The 20,759-nt window shown below is 63.7% G+C and carries 22 protein-coding genes; 9 read left to right on the top strand and 13 right to left on the bottom strand.

Annotation, left to right across the window (positions count from 1 at the left end; all coding sequences use genetic code 11):
• Nucleotides 1-119 precede the first annotated feature (119 nt).
• Both rph and C6A77_RS11030 read left to right on the top strand, forming a co-directional pair.
• Nucleotides 120-842 (top strand): ribonuclease PH, encoded by a 723-nt coding sequence (rph, locus tag C6A77_RS11035; RefSeq protein WP_051096411.1) that lies wholly within the window; start codon nucleotides 120-122, stop codon nucleotides 840-842.
• A 23-nt stretch (nucleotides 843-865) separates the two neighbouring features.
• Nucleotides 866-1,234, top strand: coding sequence for a DUF4870 domain-containing protein (locus C6A77_RS11030; RefSeq protein WP_114169506.1), 369 nt, complete (start codon nucleotides 866-868; stop codon nucleotides 1,232-1,234).
• A gap of 33 nt (nucleotides 1,235-1,267) precedes the next feature.
• On the opposite strand, the gene C6A77_RS11025 is transcribed toward C6A77_RS11030, so the two are convergent.
• Nucleotides 1,268-2,047 (bottom strand): exodeoxyribonuclease III, encoded by a 780-nt coding sequence (locus tag C6A77_RS11025; RefSeq protein WP_003253401.1) that lies wholly within the window; start codon nucleotides 2,045-2,047, stop codon nucleotides 1,268-1,270.
• An 80-nt stretch (nucleotides 2,048-2,127) separates the two neighbouring features.
• Between C6A77_RS11025 and pyrE the strand changes: the two genes are divergently transcribed.
• Nucleotides 2,128-2,769: an orotate phosphoribosyltransferase gene (gene pyrE, locus C6A77_RS11020; protein WP_003253405.1), complete on the top strand. Its 642-nt coding sequence runs from the start codon at nucleotides 2,128-2,130 to the stop codon at nucleotides 2,767-2,769.
• Nucleotides 2,770-2,932: 163 nt separating this feature from the next.
• On the opposite strand, the gene C6A77_RS11010 is transcribed toward pyrE, so the two are convergent.
• The 7 genes from C6A77_RS11010 to coaBC all read right to left on the bottom strand — a co-directional run bounded on the left by C6A77_RS11010 (nucleotide 2,933) and on the right by coaBC (nucleotide 8,947).
• A complete protein-coding gene (locus C6A77_RS11010; RefSeq protein ID WP_114169504.1) occupies nucleotides 2,933-3,592 on the bottom strand; it encodes a DUF799 domain-containing protein in 660 nt (219 codons plus the stop codon).
• The gene (locus C6A77_RS11005) at nucleotides 3,589-3,936 is read right to left on the bottom strand and encodes a DUF4810 domain-containing protein (RefSeq protein WP_241507411.1); all 348 of its coding nucleotides are present in this window, start codon (nucleotides 3,934-3,936) and stop codon (nucleotides 3,589-3,591) included. The genes C6A77_RS11010 and C6A77_RS11005 overlap by 4 nt, the downstream gene beginning before the upstream one ends.
• 48 nt (nucleotides 3,937-3,984) lie before the next feature.
• Nucleotides 3,985-4,665 (bottom strand): CsgG/HfaB family protein, encoded by a 681-nt coding sequence (locus C6A77_RS11000; RefSeq protein ID WP_114169502.1) that lies wholly within the window; start codon nucleotides 4,663-4,665, stop codon nucleotides 3,985-3,987.
• Nucleotides 4,666-4,826: 161 nt separating this feature from the next.
• Nucleotides 4,827-5,732, bottom strand: coding sequence for an acetylglutamate kinase (gene argB, locus C6A77_RS10995; RefSeq protein WP_085621522.1), 906 nt, complete (start codon nucleotides 5,730-5,732; stop codon nucleotides 4,827-4,829).
• A gap of 30 nt (nucleotides 5,733-5,762) precedes the next feature.
• Nucleotides 5,763-7,163, bottom strand: coding sequence for a phosphomannomutase/phosphoglucomutase (locus C6A77_RS10990; RefSeq protein WP_114169501.1), 1,401 nt, complete (start codon nucleotides 7,161-7,163; stop codon nucleotides 5,763-5,765).
• Nucleotides 7,164-7,274: 111 nt separating this feature from the next.
• On the bottom strand, nucleotides 7,275-7,730 hold the full coding sequence (gene dut / locus C6A77_RS10985; protein ID WP_114169500.1) for a dUTP diphosphatase: 456 nt from the start codon (nucleotides 7,728-7,730) through the stop codon (nucleotides 7,275-7,277).
• 5 nt (nucleotides 7,731-7,735) lie between these two features.
• Nucleotides 7,736-8,947, bottom strand: coding sequence for a bifunctional phosphopantothenoylcysteine decarboxylase/phosphopantothenate--cysteine ligase CoaBC (gene coaBC, locus C6A77_RS10980; protein ID WP_114169499.1), 1,212 nt, complete (start codon nucleotides 8,945-8,947; stop codon nucleotides 7,736-7,738).
• Nucleotides 8,948-9,074: 127 nt separating this feature from the next.
• On the opposite strand from coaBC, the gene radC reads away from it, so the two are divergent.
• Complete coding sequence (radC, locus tag C6A77_RS10975) at nucleotides 9,075-9,755, top strand: DNA repair protein RadC (RefSeq protein ID WP_114169498.1); 681 nt, start codon at nucleotides 9,075-9,077, stop codon at nucleotides 9,753-9,755.
• Nucleotides 9,756-9,889: 134 nt separating this feature from the next.
• Here the strand turns inward: radC and C6A77_RS10965 are convergent, their stop codons facing one another.
• Entirely contained in the window at nucleotides 9,890-11,497 is a 1,608-nt protein-coding gene (locus C6A77_RS10965) for an ABC transporter substrate-binding protein (RefSeq protein ID WP_114169497.1), read from the bottom strand.
• A 361-nt stretch (nucleotides 11,498-11,858) separates the two neighbouring features.
• Between C6A77_RS10965 and rpmB the strand changes: the two genes are divergently transcribed.
• Both rpmB and rpmG read left to right on the top strand, forming a co-directional pair.
• A complete protein-coding gene (gene rpmB, locus C6A77_RS10960) occupies nucleotides 11,859-12,095 on the top strand; it encodes a 50S ribosomal protein L28 (protein ID WP_003258972.1) in 237 nt (78 codons plus the stop codon).
• 10 nt (nucleotides 12,096-12,105) lie between these two features.
• Nucleotides 12,106-12,261 (top strand): 50S ribosomal protein L33, encoded by a 156-nt coding sequence (gene rpmG / locus C6A77_RS10955; RefSeq protein ID WP_003253507.1) that lies wholly within the window; start codon nucleotides 12,106-12,108, stop codon nucleotides 12,259-12,261.
• Between the two features lie 168 nt (nucleotides 12,262-12,429).
• Here rpmG and C6A77_RS10950 read toward each other — a convergent pair whose 3' ends face one another.
• Nucleotides 12,430-12,789, bottom strand: a complete 360-nt coding sequence (locus C6A77_RS10950) for a cupin domain-containing protein (protein ID WP_112249410.1) — start codon at nucleotides 12,787-12,789, stop codon at nucleotides 12,430-12,432.
• A gap of 196 nt (nucleotides 12,790-12,985) precedes the next feature.
• Between C6A77_RS10950 and C6A77_RS10945 the strand changes: the two genes are divergently transcribed.
• Nucleotides 12,986-14,479, top strand: a complete 1,494-nt coding sequence (locus C6A77_RS10945) for an aldehyde dehydrogenase (RefSeq protein ID WP_114169496.1) — start codon at nucleotides 12,986-12,988, stop codon at nucleotides 14,477-14,479.
• Between the two features lie 138 nt (nucleotides 14,480-14,617).
• Entirely contained in the window at nucleotides 14,618-15,757 is a 1,140-nt protein-coding gene (locus tag C6A77_RS10940) for an MFS transporter (protein ID WP_114169495.1), read from the top strand.
• A 132-nt stretch (nucleotides 15,758-15,889) separates the two neighbouring features.
• On the opposite strand, the gene C6A77_RS10935 is transcribed toward C6A77_RS10940, so the two are convergent.
• Both C6A77_RS10935 and C6A77_RS10930 read right to left on the bottom strand, forming a co-directional pair.
• Nucleotides 15,890-17,443, bottom strand: a complete 1,554-nt coding sequence (locus C6A77_RS10935; RefSeq protein ID WP_114169494.1) for a phospholipase D family protein — start codon at nucleotides 17,441-17,443, stop codon at nucleotides 15,890-15,892.
• Between the two features lie 60 nt (nucleotides 17,444-17,503).
• On the bottom strand, nucleotides 17,504-18,934 hold the full coding sequence (locus tag C6A77_RS10930) for a PLP-dependent aminotransferase family protein (protein WP_161959661.1): 1,431 nt from the start codon (nucleotides 18,932-18,934) through the stop codon (nucleotides 17,504-17,506).
• A gap of 177 nt (nucleotides 18,935-19,111) precedes the next feature.
• Between C6A77_RS10930 and C6A77_RS10925 the strand changes: the two genes are divergently transcribed.
• Nucleotides 19,112-19,342: a DUF1127 domain-containing protein gene (locus tag C6A77_RS10925; RefSeq protein ID WP_114169492.1), complete on the top strand. Its 231-nt coding sequence runs from the start codon at nucleotides 19,112-19,114 to the stop codon at nucleotides 19,340-19,342.
• A gap of 123 nt (nucleotides 19,343-19,465) precedes the next feature.
• On the opposite strand, the gene C6A77_RS10920 is transcribed toward C6A77_RS10925, so the two are convergent.
• Nucleotides 19,466-20,758: an FAD-binding oxidoreductase gene (locus C6A77_RS10920; protein ID WP_114169491.1), complete on the bottom strand. Its 1,293-nt coding sequence runs from the start codon at nucleotides 20,756-20,758 to the stop codon at nucleotides 19,466-19,468.
• Nucleotide 20,759 lies beyond the last annotated feature (1 nt).

The following is a 20,759-nucleotide window of genomic DNA, read 5'->3' as shown; positions in this document are numbered from 1 at the left end:
GCGCCTGGCCGGTAGGAAAAGGCGACGGGCTGTGCCGGGCGCGACAATAGGCATGTCTTCCCCGGGCGCCGGGCTCTATAATGCTCGGCAGATTTACAGTCCCAGTACAGGTATCCCAGATGAAACGTCCAAGTGGTCGCGCCGCCGATCAGCTCCGCTCGATCCGCATCACCCGCAACTACACCAAGCACGCCGAAGGGTCGGTACTGGTCGAGTTCGGTGACACCAAGGTCATCTGCACGGTCAGCGTGGAAAACGGTGTGCCGCGCTTCCTCAAAGGCCAGGGCCAGGGTTGGCTGACCGCCGAATACGGCATGCTGCCGCGCTCCACCGGCGAGCGTAACCAGCGCGAAGCCAGCCGTGGCAAGCAGGGTGGTCGCACCCTGGAAATCCAGCGCCTCATCGGCCGTTCGCTGCGCGCCGCGCTGGACATGAGCAAGCTCGGTGACATCACCCTGTACGTCGACTGCGACGTGATCCAGGCCGATGGCGGCACCCGTACCGCGTCCATCACCGGCGCCATGGTCGCCCTGTGCGACGCCCTGGCGGTGATCAAGAAGCGCGGCGGCCTGAAGGCCGGCAACCCGCTCAAGCACATGATCGCCGCCGTGTCGGTGGGCATGTACCAGGGCGAAGCGGTACTCGACCTGGACTACCTGGAAGACTCCGCCGCCGAAACCGACCTGAACGTGGTCATGACCAGTGCCGGTGGTTTCATCGAGGTGCAGGGTACCGCCGAAGGCGCGCCGTTCCAGCCAGAAGACTTCAACGCGATGCTCGCGCTGGCGCAGAAGGGCATGACGGAAATCTTCGAGCTGCAACAGGCCGCATTGGCCGACTGAACCCAGCCAGGGAGGTGCGGGGCATGAGCGATTCGAACCTGTCGATCACCCCGCCCAATGCCGAGATCCGGCAATGGGCGATGTTCTGTCACCTCTCCGCGCTGCTGGGCCTGGTGGTGCCGCTCGGGCATTTGCTGGGGCCGCTGGTGCTGTGGCACCTCAAGCGTGAGCAAGACCCTTTCATCGACGCCCAGGGCAAAGAGGCGCTGAACTTTCAGATCAGCGTGACCATTGCCGGGTTCATCTGCTTCCTGCTGATGTTCGTGTTCGTCGGGCTGATGCTGTTCGCCATGCTGATGGTGGCGGTGCTGGTGCTGATCATCATCGCCGCCGTGCGGGCCAATGAAGGGAAGCCGTATCGTTACCCGATGATCTGGCGGCCGATCAAATAGCCATTGGGGCCGCACTGCGGCCCCAATTGGCGTTTAGATGGTCAACGTCCAGTCATAGTCGACGATCAGCGGCGCATGCTGCGAGAAGCGTGGCTGACGCGGCAGGCGGGCGTTGCGCACGAAACGGCGCAGGCCCGGGGTGAGGATCTGGTAGTCGAACCGGTAGCCCAGGTTGAGCATCTCGGCCTGCTCGTTGTCCGGCCACCAGCTGTACTGGTCGCCTTCACGGCTGACTTCGCGCAGGGCATCGACATAACCCATCTCGCCGGTGATTGCATCCATCCAGGCGCGCTCCGGCGCCAGGAAGCCCGGCGACTGCTGGCTGTCACGCCAGTTCTTGATGTCGAGCTTCTGCTGCGCCACGTAGAACGAGCCGCAGTAGATGTATTCGCGACGCTTGCGACGCTGCTTGTCCAGGTACTTGGCGAAGTCGTCCATCAACTTGAATTTCTGGTTCAAGTCTTCGTCGCCGTTCATGCCCGAAGGCAGCAGCAGGCTGGCAATACTGACTTTGTCGAAATCTGCTTGCAGGTAACGCCCGTAGCGGTCGGCTGTCTCGAAGCCCAGGCCGGTGATGACTGCCTTGGGCTGCATGCGCGAATACAGGGCCACGCCACCTTGGGCAGGCACCTCCGCGTCGCAGGCATAAAGGAAATAGCCATCGAGCTGGAAAGCTGGGTCGTCGAGTTCAAAGGCCGAGGCGCGGGTATCCTGAAGGCAGATGACGTCGGCATTCTGGGCTTGCAGCCAGCTGAGCAAACCACGCTCGGCCGCAGCCTGAATGCCATTCACGTTCACACTGATGATCCGCATAAATGGCCCCAAAAATCTCGTGCGTGTATGATACCCGAGCTCAACCCATTTAGCTAAATCCGTGGTGTCCGGGACTATCCATGCAGCCGTATCAGCGCGACTTCATCCGTTTTGCCATCGATCGCGGGGTACTGCGTTTCGGTGAATTCACTCTGAAATCGGGGCGTACCAGCCCGTATTTCTTCAATGCCGGCCTGTTCAATACCGGTTCTGCCCTGGCCGAGCTGGGGCGTTGCTACGCCGCCGCCATCGTCGACAGCAAGATCCCGTTCGATGTGCTGTTCGGCCCGGCCTACAAAGGTATTCCGCTGGCGGCGACCACCGCGGTGGCCCTGGCTGACCAGCATCAGCTGGATGTGCCATGGTGCTTCAACCGCAAGGAAGCCAAGGACCACGGCGAAGGTGGCAGCCTGGTGGGCGCGCCTCTGGCCGGTGATGTGCTGATCATCGACGATGTGATCACTGCCGGTACGGCCATCCGCGAGGTCATGCAGATCATCAACGCCCAGCAGGCCAAGGCCGCAGGCGTACTGATCGCACTGAACCGCGAAGAGCGCGGCAATGGTGAACTGTCGGCGATCCAGGAAGTGGAGCGCGATTTCGGTATCCCGGTGGTCAGCATCGTTTCGCTGACCCAGGTGCTGGAGTTCCTGGCCGATGACCCACAGCTCAAGCAGCACCTGCCGGCAGTCGAGGCTTACCGGGCGCAGTACGGGATCTGATCCGGGCCTGGAAATGAGAAAAGGCGACCTTCTCGTGAAGGTCGCCTTTTTTGTGTCGGCTGTTCCGGCCTCTTCGCGGGCATGCCCGCTCCCACAGTTACAAGCGTGGCGCTATCCCCGTGGGAGCGGGCGTGCCGGCGAAGAGGCCGGAACAGGCAGCACCTCAGTCAGTGCCGTACTTGGGCGAACGCGGCCCGTACAGAATGCCGCCGTTCGGGTGCGGCGTCAGCAGGCGTGCGCTGGTCATGCCGGCGATCGGGTAGCCCGCATCTTCCTGCACGCTGCTGATGATCTGGTTGACCGCCGCAACGATCAGCATGCCGACCAGGCCACCCTGGTTCTGCTGATTCTCCTGGCTGGACGCCGTGGCGCTGCCAGTCCACAAGGTGGTGCCGGTCTTCAGGTCGACCAGCTTGGCAGTGGCGGTGACGATGGTCGCGCTGCTCAGCACCATGTAACGAGTGCCATAGTCCGATACCGTCACATACAGGCCGGCATCAGCGCCAAAGATCTCGCGCAGCTTTGGCATCGGCAGCTGGTGGATGTCGGCCGGCGTCGTCATGCCGTTCTGGCGGAAGGTCTCGTCCACCAGCGCTACCGGCATCACGTAGTACCCGGCTTCGGCCAGCGGGTAGGTAACCTGCGACAGCATGCTGTAGGTCGCCTTCACATCCGGCGATTCGTTCAGGGGCGGCAGGATCAGGATCGACTTCGGCCGGCTCTGCTTGTAAGCCGAATAGTCGATGGTCTTGCGCTCTGCGCAGCCAGCGAACAGAGCCAGCACGCAGGCGCCGACGACAAGGCGGGCAAGGCGTTTGATCATTGCTTGGCCCCCTTGGTGGCGTTGCTCAGCAGAAAGTCCATGTACGCTGCCGATTCCGGAAACAGCGCCTTCTCGGTGCGGAACTGCTGGACCATCTGGTCATCCTTGCCCAGGCTGGAATACAGCAGGCCAAGCTGCGCATGGTAGCCAGGCGGTACGGCACCATTTTTGGCCTTGATCTTTTCGAGGTCGCGCTCCAGGGCGATGACCTGTTCCTCTTTCGAGTCGCCTTTGAGGTAGCTGTAAACCTGGGGCTGATAGCTTTCCCATTGGTACAGCGGCTTGGGCGCGTTGCAGCCGGCCAGCAGGATGCTGCCCAGCACAAGGCCAGCGCAGCTGCGCATGGCCGGTAGGGTGATGCTCATGGGAGGAGTCCTTCCTGGAAAAGTCCGTTACTGGGCCTTCGGGTTCCATTGGCCGTTTTCGACGGCGTTCACCAGTTTGTTCACCGCTTCGCGCATGGCCAGGTCCAGCACTTTGCCGTTGAGCGTCGAGTCGTAGCTGGCGGTGCCGCCAAAACCGATGATTTCGCGGTTGGACAAGGCATACTCACCTGCACCCTGGCTCGAATAGACCACTTCGGAGGTGCTGATGTTGACGATGTTCAGTGCCACCTTGGCGTAGGCGATCTGGGTCTTGCCGCGGCCGAGAATGCCGAACAGCTGGTGGTCGCCGACTTCCTTGCGGCCGAACTCGGTGACATCACCGGTGACCACGAAGTCCGCACCTTTCAGGCGTTGGGCCTGGCCCTTGATCGCCGCTTCCTGCTGGATCTCGCTCATGTTGTCGCGGTCGAGCACATTGAAGCGGTTGGTCTGCTGCAGGTGGGTGATGAGGATGGTCTTGGCCTGGCCGCCGAGGCGGTCGACGCCATCGGAGAAGATGCCACGCATGTAGCTGGAACGGTTGTCGAACTTGCCGACGGCAATCGGCGCGCGCACACCGCTGTAGGGGCGGCTGACGCTTTCGACCTGTTGCACGGCAACAGCAGTGGATGTTTCGGTGGCGCAGCCGGCGATGGACCCGACAGCCAGGGCAGCTGCCAGCACGAGTCCTTGTGATGCGTATTTCACGCAGTTTCTCCAGAGTAGGTTCAAGTTGCAGCGAGATGGCATTCTGCCGTTTTTTGCGGCAAAAAGCATCGCCGGCGAGCTGGCTCCCGCAGTACCGCGCCGACCTGAGTCAGTGCAGTGCTGCGGAAGCCGGCTTGCCGGCGACAGGGTGTTGCGGGCGGTCAGCGTGGCTTGCGGTTGGTAATCAGGGTACCTACGCCGCTGTCGGTGAAGATTTCCAGCAGCACCGCATTCGGCACGCGGCCGTCGATGATGTGCGAGCTGTTCACCCCGCCCTGCACCGCATCCAGCGCGCACTTGATCTTCGGCAGCATGCCGCCGTAGATGGTGCCGTCGGCGATCAGTTCGTTGACCTGCTCGGTGGTCAGGCCGGTCAGTACCTCGCCCTGCTTGTCCATCAGGCCGGCGATGTTGGTCAGCAGCATCAGCTTCTCGGCCTTGAGGGCCTCGGCTACCTTGCCCGCCACCAGGTCGGCGTTGATGTTGTACGACTCACCGTTGGCGCCCACGCCGATCGGCGCGATCACCGGGATGAAGTCGCCCTTGACCAGCATGTTCAGCAGGTCGGTGTTCACGCTCACCACTTCGCCGACATGGCCGATGTCGATGATTTCCGGGGTGGTCATTTCGGGCGTCTGGCGGCTGACGGTCAGCTTGCGCGCACGGATCAGCTCCGCATCCTTGCCGGTCAGGCCGATGGCGCTGCCGCCGTGGCGGTTGATCAGGTTGACGATGTCCTTGTTGACCTGGCCACCCAGCACCATCTCCACCACGTCCATGGTCGCCGAGTCGGTGACGCGCATGCCGTCGATGAAATGGCTTTCGATCGACAGGCGCTTGAGCAGGTCGCCGATCTGCGGGCCGCCACCGTGGACCACCACCGGGTTGATGCCCACAGCCTTCATCAGCACGATGTCACGGGCGAAGCCGGTCTTGAGCTCCTCGCTCTCCATCGCGTTGCCGCCGTACTTGATCACCAGGGTCTTGCCGACAAAGCGGCGAATGTAAGGCAGTGCTTCGGACAAAACCTCGGCTACATGGGAAGCGGCATCGCGATCGAGGGTCATGCAGGGCTCCTGTAAGGAACAGATAGTCGGTCAGAACGGCAGTTGCAGCTCAGGCTCAACCCGCAGCAACTGGGTACGGAAAACATCCTTGATACGTTGCAATTCGGCGTCGCTGTCGGCCTCGAAGCGCAGCACCAGCACCGGGGTGGTGTTGGAGGCGCGAACCAGGCCCCAGCCGTGGGCGTAATCCACCCGTACCCCGTCGATGGTGGTCAGGTTGGCTTCGCCCCAGTCGGCGTCGCGTTGCAGTGCATCAATGATGCTGAATTTACCCTCGTCGGTCACATCAATATTGATTTCCGGCGTGGAAATATCGTTCGGGAAGGCGGCAAACAGGTCTTCGGCGCTCTGATCGGCCTTGCTGAGGATCTCCAGCAGGCGTGCGGCGCTGTAGATGCCATCATCGAAACCGTACCAGCGTTCCTTGATGAAGATGTGACCGCTCATCTCGCCGGCCAGCAGCGAACCGGTCTGTTTCATCTTCTTCTTGATCAGCGAGTGGCCGGTTTTCCACATCAGTGCGCGGCCACCGTGCTGTTCGATCAGCGGGGTCAGGCGGCGGGTGCATTTGACGTCGAAGATGATCTCGGCGCCGGGGTTGCGCGACAGCACGTCCTGGGCGAACAGCATCAGCAGGCGGTCAGGGTAGACGATGCTGCCGGTGTTGGTCACCACGCCGACGCGGTCGCCGTCACCGTCGAAAGCCAGGCCGATGTCGGCGCCGGTTTCCTTGACCTTGGCGATCAGGTCTTCGAGGTTTTCCGGCTTGCCCGGGTCCGGGTGGTGGTTGGGGAAGTTGCCATCGACCTCGCAGAACAGCGGAATCACTTCGCAGCCCAGGGCTTCGATCAATTGCGGCGCGATCACGCCGGCGGCACCGTTACCGCAGTCCACCACCACCTTGAGCTTTTTCGCCAGCTTCACATCAGCGACGATCTGCTGGAAGTAGCGGTCAAGGATTTCGACCTTTTCCACGCGGCCATCGGCGCGGCTCAGGTTGTTGGTTTTAAGGCGGGTGAGCAGGGCCTGGATCTGTTCGTTGGCCAGGGTGTCACCGGCGATGACGATCTTGAAGCCGTTGTAGTCGGACGGGTTGTGGCTGCCGGTCAGCATCACCCCGGACTTGCCCGCCAGCACATTGGCCGCGTAGTACAGCGCCGGGGTGGGCACCAGGCCGACGTCGCTGACCTGGCAACCGGCATCGGCCAGGCCCTTGATCAGCTGTTCGACCAGCATCGGGCCGGACAGACGGCCATCGCGGCCGACCGAAACCTGCGGTTCACCCTGGGCCAGGCTCTGTGCGCCGATGGCGCGGCCGATCCAGTAGGCGGTTTCGGCGTGAAGGGTCTTGCCGACCACGCCGCGGATGTCATACGCGCGGAAAATGCTGTCTGGCAGTGCGGCGGGTACCAGCTGGGCCATGTCGTTCATCTCTGGAAGCTCCATTAGTCAAAGGCTGTCTGGGCAGGCGCAAACTGAACGCTTGGACGGTGGTTTCGCCAGAGAGTTCGCCATCCTTGGCTTGAACGGTCATTTGTCGGCTCAGTGGCTGCCGGAGTGGCCGAAGCCGCCAGCGCCGCGCTGGCTTTTGTCGAACGCCTCGACGATATCGAAATGCGCCTGGACCACAGGCACCAGCACCAGCTGGGCGATACGCTCGCCAACCGCGATGGTGAACGGGGTGTTGCCACGGTTCCAGCACGACACCATCAGCTCGCCCTGGTAGTCCGAGTCGATCAGCCCGACCAGGTTGCCCAGCACGATGCCGTGCTTATGGCCCAGGCCGGAGCGCGGCAGGATCACCGCTGCCAGGCCCGGGTCGCCGATGTAGATCGACAGGCCGGTCGGGATCAGCAGGGTCTGGCCTGGTTCGAGGACGGTGTCTTGCTGCAGCAGGGCGCGCAGGTCGAGGCCGGCGGAACCGGGGGTGGCGTAGGTCGGCAGCGGGAATTCGCTGCCCAGACGTGGGTCGAGGATCTTGGCTTGAAGAGCGTGCATGTAACTTATTGAACCTGATTGAGCCGTTCGGCGATGAAGGCGACCAGTTGCCGGGCAATCTTGCCTTTGCTGGTCTGCGCGAAGAGGGTCTGGTGCTGCTGACGGTCGATCACGGTCAGGGCATTTTCCTCGCTGTTGAAGCCGATGCTGGGGTTGGCCACATCATTGGCGACGATCAGGTCGAGGTTCTTGTCCTTGAGCTTGCGCGTGGCGTAATCGAGCAAGTGTTCGGTCTCGGCGGCGAAGCCGACGCTGAACGGGCGGTCGGCGCGGCCAGCGAGGGTGGCAAGGATATCGGGATTGCGCACCATCTGCAGCAGCATGCCGTCGCCGGTCGTAGGATCTTTCTTGAGCTTTTGCGGGGCAACGACTTCCGGGCGGTAGTCCGCAACCGCCGCCGAGGCGATGAACAGGTCGCACGGCATGGCCGCTTCACAGGCCGCGAGCATGTCCCGCGCGCTGACCACGTCGATGCGGCTGACCCGGTCGGGGGTGGGCAAGTGCACCGGGCCGGTGACGAGGGTAACCCGAGCACCGGCTTCGGCGGCCGCTTCGGCCAGGGCGAAGCCCATCTTGCCGGAGCTATGATTGGTGATGTAGCGCACCGGGTCGATGTTTTCCTGGGTCGGCCCGGCGGTGATCAGTACGTGTTTGCCGGTCAGTGCCTGGCGCTTGAAGCTTTCAGCGGCACACCAGGCCAGCTCGGTGGCTTCGAGCATGCGGCCCAGGCCGACGTCGCCACAGGCCTGGCTGCCGGAGGCCGGGCCGAACACCTGGATGCCACGGCTCTTGAGCAGCTCGAGGTTGGCCTGGGTGGCCGGGTCGCGCCACATGGCCTGGTTCATGGCCGGGGCGACGGCGACGGTGGCGTCGGTGGCCAGCACCAGGGTGGTCAGCAAGTCGTCGGCCATGCCTTGGGCCATGCGCGCCATGAGGTCGGCGGTGGCCGGGGCGATCAGCACCAGGTCGGCCCACTTGGCCAGTTCGATATGGCCCATGGCCGCTTCGGCGGCAGGGTCGAGCAGATCCATGTGCACCGGGTGGCCCGACAGCGCCTGCAGGGTCAGCGGGGTGATGAACTCGGCACCACCACGGGTCATGACGACGCGCACCTGCGCGCCGTGCTCCAGGAGTCGGCGAATCAGTTCGGCGCTTTTGTAGGCGGCAATGCCGCCTCCCACGCCGAGAACGATGCGCTTGCGATACAGCCGCTGCATAGGCTTGCCTTTTTCCAGTGAGAGCGGGCGACGACGTTTGAAAATGCCTGCGGCGGAACGTCGCATGTACGAGGCGAAATAGATTAACACAGGGCCGAAATGGGCCGCAGCAAGGGCAGAGGGCGGGATGAATATCAGGCAATGGCCGGCTGAAGAGCGGCCGCGAGAGAAGTTGTTGCAGCGCGGGGCCGCAAGCCTGACCGACGCGGAGTTGCTGGCTGTGTTTCTCGGCTCCGGCGTGCGTGGGCGCAATGTCGTCGAGCTGGCGCGGGGTCTGCTGGTTAAGTTCGGGGGCTTGCGCCAGTTGCTGGAGGCTGACCGCGAGGCCTTCGTCGGCGAGCTTGGGCTGGGCCCGGTGAGGTACAGCCAGCTGCAGGCGTTGCTGGAGATCGGGCGCAGGCACCTTGCAACGTCGATCAAGCGTGAGTCTGCCATGGACAGCCCGGCAACGGTGCGGCGCTATTTGAAAGCCATGCTGCGGCATGAGGTCAGTGAGGTATTCGGCTGCCTGTTTCTGGACACCAAGCACCGGCCGCTGGCCTTCGAGATCCTGTTCAGGGGCACGATAGACCGGGCTAGTGTCTACCCGCGGGAGGTAGTGCGGCGGGCACTGCTGCACAACGCGGCGGCGTTGATCCTGTGCCACAACCATCCTTCAGGCAACAACGAGCCGAGCCAGGATGATGTGCATTTGACCCTGTCGTTGAAGCGCGGGCTGGCGTTGATCGATGTGCGGGTGCTGGACCACATCATCATTGGTGACGGGGAGCCGCTGTCGATGGTCGAGCATGGGTGGATTGTGGCCTGAGAAAAAACTGGAGTTTTGTGCTGCCAGTACCGGCCCTTTCGCGGGTGAACCCGCTCCCACAGGGACTGCGCCCACCTTGAATGTGGTGCAGCACCTGTGGGAGCGGGTTTACCCGCGAAGAGGCCGGCACAGGTTTACTTTGTTACGGAAACCTTGCTGAAATCCAATCGCCCGAACGGGCTCACCTGATACCCCTCGACCCCCTGGCGCAACAGGGTCGCCGCCGTCGGATGCGCCAGCGGCACCCACAGTGCCTGCTGCTGGATCAAGGTCTGCGCCTGCTGGTACAGCCGGCTGCGCACGCTCTGGTCGTTGGTGGTGCGCCCGGCGCTGATCAACTGGTCCAGGCGGCTATCGCAGAAGCGTGCGAAGTTGGTCCCGGACTGCACCGCCGCGCAGGAAAACTGCGGGCTGAGGAAGTTGTCCGGGTCGCCGTTGTCACCGGCCCAGCCCATGAACAGCAAGTCATGCTCGCCGGCCTTGGCGCGGCGGATCAGCTCGCCCCATTCGATCACGCGGATTTCCGCCTTGATGCCAACCTTGGCCAGGTCTGCCTGCAGCATCTGCGCACCGAGGCTGGGGTTGGGGTTGAGCAGGCTGCCCGACGGCCGGGTCCAGATCGTGGTGCTGAAGCCTTCCGCCAGGCCAGCCTTGGTCAGCAAGGCCTTGGCTTTCTTCAAATCCAGTGGGTAGCCAGGCAGGTCCTTGGCGTAGCTCCAGGTGTTGGGCGGGTAGGGGCCGTTGGCGGCCACTGCGGAATCTTCGAACACGGCCTTCAGGTAAGCCTGCTTGTCGAAGGCCAGGTTGATGGCCTGGCGCACTTCCGGTTTGTCCAGCGGCGGGTGTTGGGCGTTGATGGCGACGAAGGCGGTCATGAAGGCCGGGGTGGTGGCCACCTTGAGGTTGCCATCCTTGCCGGCTTCGACGACGTCCAGCGGCTTGGGCGACAATGCCACCTGGCACTCGCCACGCTTGAGCTTCTGCAGGCGCACGTTGGCATCGGTGGTAATGGCGAAGATCAGCGGGTCGACCGCCGGCTTGCCGGCGAAGTAGTCCGGGTTGGCGCGGTAGCGCACCACCGCGTCCTTCTGGAAGCGCTGGAACACGAACGGCCCGGTGCCGATGGGCTGGCTGTTGAGCTTCTCCGGCGTGCCGGCCTTGAGCAGCTTGTCGGCGTATTCAGCGGAGTAGATCGAGGCGAAGCCCATGCTCAAGGTAGCCAGGAAGGTGGCGTCCGGGTGGTTGAGGGTGAAGCGCACGGCGTTCGGCGCCGGGGCCTCGATCGCCTTGATCAGGCTGCCCAGCTGCAGCGACTGGGCATGCGGGTAACCGCCGGCTGCGGTCTTGTGCCAGGCGTGGGCGGGGTAGAGCATGCGCTGGAAGCTGAACAGCACATCGTCGGCATTCAGTGCGCGGGTCGGTTTGAAGTAGGCGGTGCTGTGGAATTTAACGTCATCGCGCAGGGTGAAGTCGTAGGTCAGGCCGTCGGCCGATACCGTCCAGCTGGCCGCCAGGCTCGGCACCACCTTGCCTTGCGCTGCGTCGAACTCCACCAGGCGGTTCATCAGCACATCGGCGGTGGCGTTGGTGGTGGTCAGCGAATTGTACTGCACCACATCGAAGCCTTCGGGGCTGGCCTCGCTGCACACGCTGAGCGGAGCGGCCTGTGCAACGCCAGCGGCGAACAGGGCGCCGGCGGCGAACACAGAGTTGAACAATAAGGAAAGGGCGGCGGCACGCATGGTGGCTCCTTGGCTGTCAGTGGCCCATCTGCCAGTGCAGTCTGGAAAAGGCCTACCCTAGTGTGCCCGTCGGGAAATGACCACACCCTTTTTTACAAATCTGGCGACGAGCGGTCGACGGCTGGCGGGCCCTGCCGCTATGCTGGCCCGGCACGCTTGGCTGGTGTCGGAAACGTATCTTCTGTTGTTGTGGCCAAGTCTTTCTGGTATAAAGCAGCGCTCTTTTCTAGGGGCTCGGCCTGTCGCGTCAGCGTATCCGGTCGGTAAGACCTCCAGAATCACGGCGCCCAGGCGCCAAAGACTGAGAGATTAAGCGGCCAACCCATGCCGGGTTGGGCATGTGGTTTTAGAGGGCTGAGTCATGTCGAGAGTCTGTCAAGTTACTGGTAAGGGTCCAGTAACCGGGAACAACATTTCCCACGCAAACAACAAAACCCGTCGTCGTTTCCTGCCGAACCTGCAGCACCACCGTTTCTGGGTTGAATCCGAGAAGCGTTTCGTGCGTCTGCGCGTATCCGCCAAAGGCATGCGCGTCATTGACAAGCGTGGTATCGACGTAGTGCTGGCCGAGCTGCGTGCTCGCGGCGAAAAGTTCTAAGGAGAACGTCATGCGTGAATTGATCCGTCTGGTTTCGAGTGCTGGCACTGGCCACTTCTACACCACCGACAAGAACAAGCGCACCACTCCGGACAAAATCGAGATCAAGAAATACGATCCGGTTGTTCGCAAGCACGTGGTGTACAAGGAAGCCAAGATCAAGTAATTGATCGGCGACCTGAAAAAACCCGCATCCGAAAGGACGCGGGTTTTTTTATGCCTGCTCGGGCCTCTTCGCGGGCTTGCCCGCTCCCACAGGTACATCACAGCCCTCGAGAGCAATGAATCCCTGTGGGAGCGGGCAAGCCCGCGAAGAGGCCGGCACAGCCAGCGCTTACTTCTGCTCGAACATCACATAGATCTTGCGGCAAGGCTCCAGCACCTCCCAGGTGCCCTTGAAGCCGGCCGGGATGACGAACCGATCACCGGCACGCAGGGTCTTGGCCCCGCCGTCCTGGTCGCGCAGCACCGACACACCCTGAACGATTTCGCAGTACTCATGCTCGGTGTAGTTCACCGTCCACTGCCCCACCTCGCCTTCCCACACGCCCGCGGCGAACTGCCCGCATGGGCTGGAGTAATGGTTGTAGACCGCCTGGTCGGGTTCGCCCTTGAGGATTTTTTCCGCCGCCGGGCGGTAGCGTTCGGCCTCGGTAATGACCTGCGCGAAGTCGATGATGCTGGCGATACTCATGGTTCGGCTCCTGTTGTTGTTTAATAAAATGCACATCAGTAGGCTTTTGAGCCTTTTGTGTCAAATATATTGATAGTTTACCCCGGCTGGTTTAGGGTATCGCTTGCCAGTGTGCGCTCGTCGCCCGGCCAGAATTCTGACAACGCCTGTGAGTCCTCAGTGCGGCGTTGCACCTAAACAAGAGGAGGAGTTTCGTATGACCACCCTGACTCGTGCGGACTGGGAACAGCGTGCCCAGCAACTGAAGATCGAAGGCCGTGCCTTCATCAACGGCGAATACACCGATGCCGCATCCGGTGAAACCTTCGAGTGCCTGAGCCCGGTCGACGGACGCTTCCTGGCCAAGGTTGCCAGCTGCGACCTGGCCGATGCCAACCGCGCTGTGGAAAATGCCCGTGCCACCTTCAACGCCGGCGTCTGGTCGCAGCTGGCCCCGGCCAAGCGTAAAGCCAAGCTGATCCGCTTTGCCGACCTGCTGCGCAAGAACGTCGAAGAGCTGGCGCTGCTGGAAACCCTGGACATGGGCAAGCCGATCGGCGACTCCTCCAGCATCGACATTCCAGGTGCAGCGAATGCCATTCACTGGACTGCCGAAGCCATCGACAAAGTCTACGACGAAGTCGCCCCGACCCCGCATGACCAGCTTGGCCTGGTCACCCGCGAGCCAGTGGGTGTGGTCGGTGCCATCGTACCGTGGAACTTCCCCCTGCTGATGGCCTGCTGGAAACTCGGCCCGGCCCTGGCCACCGGCAACTCGGTGGTGCTCAAGCCGTCCGAGAAATCGCCGCTGACCGCCATTCGCATCGCCCAGCTGGCCATCGAAGCCGGTATCCCGGCTGGCGTGCTGAACGTGCTGCCTGGCTACGGCCACACCGTGGGCAAGGCCCTGGCCCTGCACATGGACGTCGACACCCTGGTGTTCACAGGCTCCACCAAGATCGCCAAGCAACTGATGGTCTACGCTGGCGAGTCGAACATGAAGCGCATCTGGCTGGAAGCCGGTGGCAAGAGCCCGAACATCGTCTTCGCCGACGCCCCGGACCTGAAAGCCGCTGCCGAGGCCGCCGCCAGCGCCATCGCCTTCAACCAGGGCGAAGTGTGCACTGCCGGTTCGCGCCTGCTGGTCGAGCGTTCGATCAAGGACAAGTTCCTGCCTATGGTGGTCGAGGCCCTGAAAGGCTGGAAGCCAGGCAACCCGCTGGACCCACAGACCACTGTCGGTGCCCTGGTCGACGCCCAGCAGATGAATACCGTGCTGTCGTACATCGAAGCTGGCCACCAGGACGGCGCCAAGCTGCTGGCTGGCGGCAAGCGCACCCTGGAAGAAACCGGCGGCACCTATGTCGAGCCGACCATCTTCGACGGCGTGACCAACGCCATGAAGATCGCCCAGGAAGAAATCTTCGGCCCGGTGCTGTCGGTGATCGCCTTCGACACCGCCGAAGAAGCCGTGGCCATTGCCAACGACACGCCGTACGGCCTGGCGGCGGGCATCTGGACCTCGGATATCTCCAAGGCTCACAAGACCGCCCGTGCCGTGCGTGCCGGCAGCGTCTGGGTCAACCAGTACGATGGCGGTGACATGACCGCGCCGTTCGGTGGTTTCAAGCAGTCGGGCAACGGCCGTGACAAGTCGCTGCATGCGCTGGAGAAGTACACCGAGCTGAAGGCGACCTGGATCAAGTTGTAATCCAGGGGGCCGCCTGGCGGCCCATTCGCGGGTGAACCCGCTCCCACAGGTACTGCACTGTTCGAGGACAGTGGTGTCCCCGTGGGAGCGGGTTTGCCCGCGAATCAGCCATGGAAATTCTTGGCCTGGGAGGCTGCAATGCGTTGGGGTACCTACTTCGCCGTACTGGCATCAGTACTGAGCGTCGGGCTGGCGCTCGGCGTGAGCATGCCGTTGGTATCCCTGCGCCTGGAGGCCTGGGGCTACGGCAGCTTCGCCATTGGCGTGATGGCCGCGATGCCGGCGCTGGGCGTGCTGATAGGTGCCAGCCTGGCCAGCCGCCTGGCCGGCTGGGTCGGCGTGCCCTCGGCGATGCGCCTGTGCCTGTGGGGCGGGGCGCTGTCGGTCGGCTTGGTCGCGCTGCTGCCCAGCTACCCGCTGTGGTTGCTGCTGCGCCTGCTGATCGGCATGTCGCTGACCGTAGTGTTCATCCTTGGTGAAAGCTGGATCAACCAGTTGGTGGTCGAGCAGTGGCGCGGTCGCCTGGTGGCGCTGTATGGCAGCAGTTACGCCCTCAGCCAGCTGGCCGGGCCGCTGGTGCTGGGTTTTCTCGGTTCCGATGATGACTTTGGTTTCTGGGCCGCGACCGGCCTGTTGCTGGTGGCGCCGCTGATCCTGTTTGGCCGTGGCGGGGCACCGAGCACCGAAGCCTGCAGCGTCACCTTCGGCGACCTGTTCGCCTTCTGCCGGCGTTTGCCGGTGATCGCCTGGGCGATTGCCCTGTTTGCCTCGTTCGAGGCGATGATTCTGACCTTGCTGCCGGTGTACTGCCTGCAGCAGGGCTTCAGCACCGAAATTGCCCTGTTCATGGTCAGTACCGTGGTGGTGGGCGATGCGGTGCTGCAACTGCCCATCGGTGCGCTGGCCGACCACATGTCGCGCCGTGCGCTGTTCACTGGCTGCGCGGTAACGCTGCTGGTGGCCAGCCTGGCGATTCCACTGTTGTTGCATACCCCGGCGATCTGGCCGTTGTGGGTGCTGTTCGGGGCCAGCGCGGGGGGCTTGTTCACCTTGTCGCTGGTGCTGATCGGTGAGCGTTATCGTGATGATGCGCTGGTGCGGGCGAATGCCCATGTGGCGCAGCTGTGGGGTATCGGTTGCTTGCTCGGGCCATTGCTGGCGGGGGCGGGGAGCCAGTGGATCAGTGGGCATGCGTTGCCGTTGCTGATGGCGGCAGGGGCAGCGGGGTTGGTGGTGTTGACCCGGCGGCGTGGGGCCTTCGAGCCGGTGTCTGCCTGATGGATTTTGGGGCCGCTTTGCGGCCCATCGCGACGCAAGGCCGCTCCCACATTTTTGTTCAGCGTACGCTGCACCTTTGTGGGAGCGGCCTTGCGTCGCGAAAGGGGCGCAGAGCGCCCCCAGCAATTGCGGCTACAACATCTTCTCCAGGCCGACCGCCTTGCTGATCCAGGCATTGAACCGCCGCCAGATGCCACCCGGCTCGGCGGTCAGCATATGCTGCTGGCCGTTGTCCTCGGTCACCCATACCAGCTTGTCGTCCACCAGCTTAACCTGGTAGCTCAACGCCGGCGCCATGCCCTGCTCGGCCAGCGCGCGGGTGTATTCGGCCAGTTCCGGGCTGTCCACCATTACCCCGACCTCGGTATTCCACAGCACCGACCTGGGGTCGAAGTTGAACGAGCCGATGAACGTCTTGCGCCGGTCGAACACGATCGCCTTGGTGTGCAGGCTTGAATCCGAGCTGCCGTGGTAACTCAGCCGTCCGGAGCTGGGGTCGCCTGGCTGGCGGCGCAGTTCGTAAAGCTGCACACCATGCTCCAGCAGCGCCCGGCGGTAGGGGGCATAGCCACCATGCACCGCCGGCACATCGGTGGCCTCCAGCGAGTTGGTCAGCAGCTTCACCGAAGTGCCGGCGTCGGCACGGCCGGTCAGGTACAGCAGGCCGGGTTCGCGCGGCACGAAATACGCCGACATCAGGATCAGTTCGCGCTGCACGCTGGCCAGGTCCGGTGCCAGCTGGTGGCTCAGCAGCAGTTGCGGTTCCGGTTCGTCGTCGGCCAGCACTTTGCTCGGCGCATCCCACAGCGCCTGGGCGTGGGCCCAGATCAGCTCGTTGCGCCATACATCCAGGTGCGGTTTCGACTGGTAGGCCATCAAGCGGTCATACAGCGCTTTGCGCTGGGTCCGGGCTTTGGCCAGCGACACTTCCAGGCGCTGGCGGCTGGCGCGCAGGTCGCTGGCATCCGGGTCCTGCCAGAGAAAGTCGGTGATCGGCCGGCTGAGGGCGCTGTTCCAGTACTGATCGAAGCTGTGCCCCAACTGCGCGGCGATCGGGCCGACGCCCAGCAGGTCGATGTCGGTGAAATTGAGGTTGGGCTCGGCATCGAAGTATTCGTCGCCCAGGTTGCGCCCGCCGACGATGGCCATGCTGTTGTCCACCAGAAACAGCTTGTTGTGCATGCGTCGGTGCTGGCGCGACAGGTTGAACAGGCGGCCCACGGCGCGGGTCACGCCGGTGCTGCGCCCCAGGTGCAGCGGGTTGAACACGCGGATGTGGATGTTCGGGTGGGCATCGAGGGTGCCCATGATCACATCGAGGCCGTCGCTGGTGGTGTCGTCGAGCAGGATGCGCACGCGTACGCCCCGGTCGGCGGCGCGCAGCAGCTCATGCACCAGCGCGCGGGTGCTGAGGCCGTCATGCACGATGTAGTACTGCAGATCGATGCTCGCCTGGGCGTTGCGGATCAGTTCGGCGCGGGCGCGGAACGCCTCGTTGCTGTTGGGCAGCAGGCGAAAGCCCGAGCGGCCGCCGTAGGGTTCGGCCTGGCGCAGTACCGAGCGGCCGAAGGCCGAGTCGTTGGCGGGTAGCGCCTGGCTGGTTTCGCGGGGTGTGCCGACACTGGCACAGCCGGCAAGGCCGAGCAGCAGCACCAGCAGCAGGGGCAAGGCTCGCTGGAGTCTCAAGGGTTGATCGTCCTGTGCAACGAAGGCTTGAAAGGTTGGACCGTTGCGGGCGGCGCAAAGTTACGCGTCGGCGCTTTCTTCATCCAGTAGACGAAGGGCGGTTTCCCCCACCTTGCGCACGGCGGCTTCGATCTGCGGCGTCGGCCGCGCGGCGAAGTTCATGCGCAGGCAGTGGCGGAACTTGCCCGAGGCCGAGAAGATGCTGCCCACGGCAATCTGTACGTCCTGTTCCAGTAAAGCGCGGTTCAGCCGCAGCGTGTCGAAATGTTCGGGCAGTTCCACCCACAGCATGAAGCCGCCCTGCGGCCGGCTGACCCGGGTGCCCGCCGGGAAGTAGCGGGTTACCCAGTCGCTCATCAGGTCGCGACTACGCTGGTACTGGCTGCGCATGCGCCTGACATGCGGTTGGTAGTGCCCCTCGGCGATGAAATCGGCAATCGCCAGTTGCGGCTGGCTGGCGGTACTGCCGGTGCTGATGTACTTCATGTGCAGCACTCGCTCCAGATAACGCCCGGGCGCTACCCAGCCCACCCGCAGGCCGGGGGCGAGGGTCTTGGAGAACGAGCTGCAGAGCAGCACGCGGCCATCTTCGTCGAACGACTTGAGGGTGCGCGGGCGTGGGTAGGTGTAGGCCAGGTCACCGTATACATCGTCTTCCAGAATAGCCACGTCGTAGCGCTGGGCCAGGCTCAGCAGGGCTTTCTTGCGCGCCTCGGGCATGATGTAACCGAGCGGGTTGTTGCAGCTGGGGGTGATCTGGATGAGCTTGATCGGCCATTGATCCAGGGCCAGCTCCAGCGCCTCCAGGCTGATGCCGGTGACCGGGTCGGTGGGGATTTCCAGGGCTTTCATGCCCAGGCCCTTGAGCGTTTGCATGGCGCCGTGGAAGCTCGGCGAGTCGACCGCGACGATGTCGCCGGGTTCGCACACCGCGCGGATGCTGCACGACAGCGCCTCATGGCAGCCGGTGGTGATGACCAGATCGGCCGGGCCCAGGCGACAGCCAGAGTCGAGCATCAACCGCGCCACCTGTTCGCGCAGGGCCAGGTTGCCGTGAATGTTGTCGTAGTAGAGGCCGGGCATGTCCTGCCGCCGGCTGAGCTGGGCGAGGCTGCGCAGCAGCGGCTTCAGGGTGGGGCTGTCGATGTCGGGCATGCCGCGGCCAAGCTGTATCACATCCTTGCGCGGGGTGCTGCGCACCAGCTCCAGCACCTGCTCCCACTGCGAGATGTCCACCGGGCGCTGGGCCGGGCGGCTGACTGCGGGCAAGGCGGGCAAGTGGCGGTGGTCACTGACGAAGTAGCCGGACTTGGGCCGGGGCGAGACCATGCCGCTGTCTTCCAGCATACGGTAGGCCTGTTGCACCGTGCTCAGGCTGACCCCGTGCTCCACGCTCAGGGCGCGCACCGAGGGCAGGCGCTGGCCGGGGCGATAGAGGCCCTGCTCGATGCGGGCGCCGAGCAGTTCGGCGAGGTTCAGGTAGAGGGTCACGGCATACTCCTGCGCTGCATTGGCATAGCGACCGGTACAGTTGGGGTGAAAATACAGCATTCAGTAGGCCAGTCGCCAATTCTGTATGGGAATAATAACCCTGTATTGGCTCTGTATTGGCGGTGCTGTCGACGCGCATGCTTTCTCCACGGTATCAATCGAATGGAGAACGCAGCGATGGGTGGCATGAGCGATGTGCGCTTGCAACTGTTGGCCAGGGAACTGGAAGCGGGGCAGCAAACCAAGGTGTTCAGCGCGCCGGCAGGGTTGGGGCGTTGGGGGCTGATGGTGCATCGCTGGCATACCCGCCGGGCGCTGCTGCAGCTGACGGACGATGAGTTGCGCGATGTCGGACTGAGCTGGGAGCAGGCGCGTACAGAAGGTCAAAAGCCTTTCTGGAAGGACTGAAGTTCACAACGGTTTTGAAGCCTGTACGGTCCCTGTGGGAGCGGGCGCGCCCGCGAAACTGGCGACGCGGTGGCTGGCACCGGCTTTGCCGGTGTTCGCGGGCATGCCCGCTCCCACAGGGTCCTAGGCCAGCTCTTTGAGCCTGTGCCACAGCATCCCCAGCGCCAGTAGCGGCGAGCGCAAGTGCTTGCCGCCGGGGAAGGTGATATGCGGCACCTTGGCGAACAGCTCGAAGCGCCCGCTCTCCTGGCCGCTGATGGCTTCACCCAGCAGGCGCGCGGCCAGATGGGTGGCGTTGAGCCCATGGCCCGAGTAAGCCTGCGCGTAATACACGTTCGGCTGACTGGCCAGGCGGCCGACCTGCGGCAGGCGGTTGGCGCCGATGGCGATCATGCCGCCCCACTGGTAGTCGATGCGCACATCGGCCAACTGCGGGAACACCTTGAGCATCTTCGGCCGCATGTAAGCCGCAATGTCTTTCGGGTCGCGGCCCGAGTAATGGCAGGCACCGCCGAACAGCAGACGGTTGTCGGCAGACAGACGGTAGTAATCCACCGCGACACGCTGGTCACACGCAGCCATGTTCTGCGGCAGCAGCGCGCGGGCGCGTTTCTCGCCCAGCGGCTCGGTGGCGATGATGTAGCTGCCGGCGGGCAACACCTTGCCGCCCAGCTCGCGGTTGAGGTGGTTATGGTAGGCGTTGCAGCACAGCACCAGGGTCTTGGCCCGGACGCGCCCTTGGGCGGTGTGCACCTGCACTTGCGGGCCGTAATCGATGCGGGTGACCTCGGACTGCTCGAACAGCTTCACGCCCAGGCTGGCGGCCACGGCGGCTTCACCCAGGGCCAGGTTGAGTGGGTGCAGGTGCCCGGAGCCCATGTCGACCAGCCCGCCCGCGTAGCAGTCGGCACCGACCACGCTGTGGATATCGTCCTTGCCGATCAGGCGCAGCTCGTGGTTGTAACCGAGGCTGCGCAGCGCTTCGGCTTCTTCGGCAAAGCCCGACAGCTCGGCGGGTTTGTTGGCCAGGTCGCAGTAGCCCCAGGTCAGGTCGCAGGCGATGGCGTGTGTTTCTACCCGCTCGCGCACGATCTGCACGGCCTCCAGGCCCATCAGCTTCATGCTGCGCACGCCTTCCTCGCCAATCACCGGAAGGAACTGCTCCAGGCCATGGCCGACGCCACGGATCAGCTGCCCGCCATTGCGCCCGCTGGCGCCCCAGCCGAGCTTGCGCGCCTCCAGCAGCATGACCGAAAAGCCGCGCTCGGCCAGTTCGATGGCGGTGTTAAGGCCCGAGTAACCGCCGCCGACGATGCACACATCGGCGCTGTGTTCACCTTGCAGAAACGAGTGGTCAGGGTGTGGCGCGCTGCTGGCGGCGTAATAGGAGGCGGCGTGCTGCGCGCTGTGGATCATT

Source organism: Pseudomonas sp. AFG_SD02_1510_Pfu_092 (genome assembly GCF_003331055.1).
Classification (GTDB): domain Bacteria; phylum Pseudomonadota; class Gammaproteobacteria; order Pseudomonadales; family Pseudomonadaceae; genus Aquipseudomonas.
Note: the sequence above shows the minus strand (reverse complement) of the source record. Positions and strands in the feature narration are given on the sequence as shown.

Coding starts and splice junctions, on each gene's coding strand:
- rph (WP_051096411.1), top strand. CDS start 120: ATGAAACGTCCAAGTGGTCGCGCCGCCGATCAGCTCCGCTCGATCCGC.
- C6A77_RS11030 (WP_114169506.1), top strand. CDS start 866: ATGAGCGATTCGAACCTGTCGATCACCCCGCCCAATGCCGAGATCCGG.
- C6A77_RS11025 (WP_003253401.1), bottom strand. CDS start 2,047: ATGCGGATCATCAGTGTGAACGTGAATGGCATTCAGGCTGCGGCCGAG.
- pyrE (WP_003253405.1), top strand. CDS start 2,128: ATGCAGCCGTATCAGCGCGACTTCATCCGTTTTGCCATCGATCGCGGG.
- C6A77_RS11010 (WP_114169504.1), bottom strand. CDS start 3,592: ATGATCAAACGCCTTGCCCGCCTTGTCGTCGGCGCCTGCGTGCTGGCT.
- C6A77_RS11005 (WP_241507411.1), bottom strand. CDS start 3,936: ATGCGCAGCTGCGCTGGCCTTGTGCTGGGCAGCATCCTGCTGGCCGGC.
- argB (WP_085621522.1), bottom strand. CDS start 5,732: ATGACCCTCGATCGCGATGCCGCTTCCCATGTAGCCGAGGTTTTGTCC.
- C6A77_RS10990 (WP_114169501.1), bottom strand. CDS start 7,163: ATGAACGACATGGCCCAGCTGGTACCCGCCGCACTGCCAGACAGCATT.
- dut (WP_114169500.1), bottom strand. CDS start 7,730: ATGCACGCTCTTCAAGCCAAGATCCTCGACCCACGTCTGGGCAGCGAA.
- coaBC (WP_114169499.1), bottom strand. CDS start 8,947: ATGCAGCGGCTGTATCGCAAGCGCATCGTTCTCGGCGTGGGAGGCGGC.
- radC (WP_114169498.1), top strand. CDS start 9,075: ATGAATATCAGGCAATGGCCGGCTGAAGAGCGGCCGCGAGAGAAGTTG.
- C6A77_RS10965 (WP_114169497.1), bottom strand. CDS start 11,497: ATGCGTGCCGCCGCCCTTTCCTTATTGTTCAACTCTGTGTTCGCCGCC.
- rpmB (WP_003258972.1), top strand. CDS start 11,859: ATGTCGAGAGTCTGTCAAGTTACTGGTAAGGGTCCAGTAACCGGGAAC.
- rpmG (WP_003253507.1), top strand. CDS start 12,106: ATGCGTGAATTGATCCGTCTGGTTTCGAGTGCTGGCACTGGCCACTTC.
- C6A77_RS10950 (WP_112249410.1), bottom strand. CDS start 12,789: ATGAGTATCGCCAGCATCATCGACTTCGCGCAGGTCATTACCGAGGCC.
- C6A77_RS10945 (WP_114169496.1), top strand. CDS start 12,986: ATGACCACCCTGACTCGTGCGGACTGGGAACAGCGTGCCCAGCAACTG.
- C6A77_RS10940 (WP_114169495.1), top strand. CDS start 14,618: ATGCGTTGGGGTACCTACTTCGCCGTACTGGCATCAGTACTGAGCGTC.
- C6A77_RS10925 (WP_114169492.1), top strand. CDS start 19,112: ATGGGTGGCATGAGCGATGTGCGCTTGCAACTGTTGGCCAGGGAACTG.
- C6A77_RS10920 (WP_114169491.1), bottom strand. CDS start 20,758: ATGATCCACAGCGCGCAGCACGCCGCCTCCTATTACGCCGCCAGCAGC.